We start from the raw sequence: 1486 nt of genomic DNA on the forward strand, positions 1-1486 counted from the left end.
CGATGTAGGCAAGCTGGAACAAATCGTCCATGAAAATCGCGAAATGGCGACACAACTTTTAGAAGAAGGGTTTAAATACAGTGATGACTCCTATAAAACCATGTTTATCAAAGAGCATCCCATTGCCGTGGTCGACCGTGATGAAAAGGGTAATATAATCTATGAAATAGATGCAAATGGAGAGCCTATAGAAGACGCTCGTGGACAAAAAATACCTAAGTTTCATTATTTAACGGATGAAGAAAAGCAGTATTTGCAAGAAGGCTCTGATGGCAAAGTGCATGTGTCCTTTAATGGCATCTTTACGCCACCCTATGAAGCCGCTGTTTATGCAGAGCAACATGCGGAGAATAAAAATGAACCGCTTTATTTTGTTGTGTTCCCAGAAGCCGATTCTGCTATCTCAGAACTTCTAGTCGCGGGCTATCAGAAGTTTATGGAAAATAACTTTTGGGGTTTGACCAATTCAACACAAGAAGCAAAAGATTTGATGTATAGCTATGGTCTTACAGGGTTAGAACTTTATGGACATAGTCGCGGGNCTCTATGGGCCCGCCTTTAATGTTTTGGCGGCATCCGGTTTGTTAGGTTATGTGAGTGATGGCAAACAAATCACTATTGGCTTTGATGGGAATAGATATGACTTTGTCAGCAGAATTATTGGTGGCAATGGCTATACTTACGAGACAATACCTACTGGTAGTAACATGTGGAAAGAATGGTGGAGAGTGGTCATGAATCCCATAAGTTCCCATACCTGTCTTGGAGATGCGGGTCAAAAATGCCAAAAAAGGTATGGCTCATCTCATTTAAAACAAAAACCTTGAATTAAATAATGGAGTAAAAAATGAAACAAACTCTAAAGCTATTAGGTGCTGTAACTTTGTTAAGTATCACCGGATGTCAGTTTAATAAAACTCCTGGGGGGTATTTGAGCGCATGGGAGAAAAATGGTGTTACTGATTTTACAGAGGTAGGAAAAGCCTTATTAGAATGTGGTATGCCAACCCCTTATGATAAGGATCCAGAAAATAGAAAGTTAAGTTTAAATAAAAAGGCGTTCATTGATTCTTGTATGGTTCAATCAGGATTCCGCTATAAAGATACAGAGGCAGGAACGTGGTGTGAGAATTTTCAAGGAAAGAATCTTCCGGCTTGTCGTCCAGGTGCTGTTGTTCCACAGCGCAGTGTCAAGAAGCGCTTGAACAGCCCGTTTTGTAAAAAATATAAAAATAGTCGCAAATGCCAGCCTTAAGTCTTGCTGTTTGTAATGACCAACAATCCCACTATTCTTGCCTTTGCTTGGAATGGCGCGATTGTTTTCTCAATCTACCATCTCAACTCAGTCCAGAACTGTCTTGAAAAACGGAGATAAAATATCAACAGGCTTTAGAGCCTTTTTATCGTAAATAAATCCATTGAAAGAGGGGAAAATGAAAAAAATCTTAAAACTATTGAGCTGCATAGCTCTCTTAACTACAGCTGG

General features: G+C 39.7%; 1 protein-coding gene. It reads left to right on the top strand.

Annotated features, from left to right (window positions below; genetic code table 11):
- The first annotated feature begins 847 nt into the window (after positions 1-847).
- Positions 848-1255: a hypothetical protein gene (locus ACFIMX_RS08980; RefSeq protein ID WP_375676785.1), complete on the top strand. Its 408-nt coding sequence runs from the start codon at positions 848-850 to the stop codon at positions 1253-1255.
- The last annotated feature ends 231 nt before the right edge of the window (positions 1256-1486 follow it).

Source organism: Bartonella sp. AD24XZML (genome assembly GCF_042196485.1).
Taxonomy (GTDB): domain Bacteria; phylum Pseudomonadota; class Alphaproteobacteria; order Rhizobiales; family Rhizobiaceae; genus Bartonella.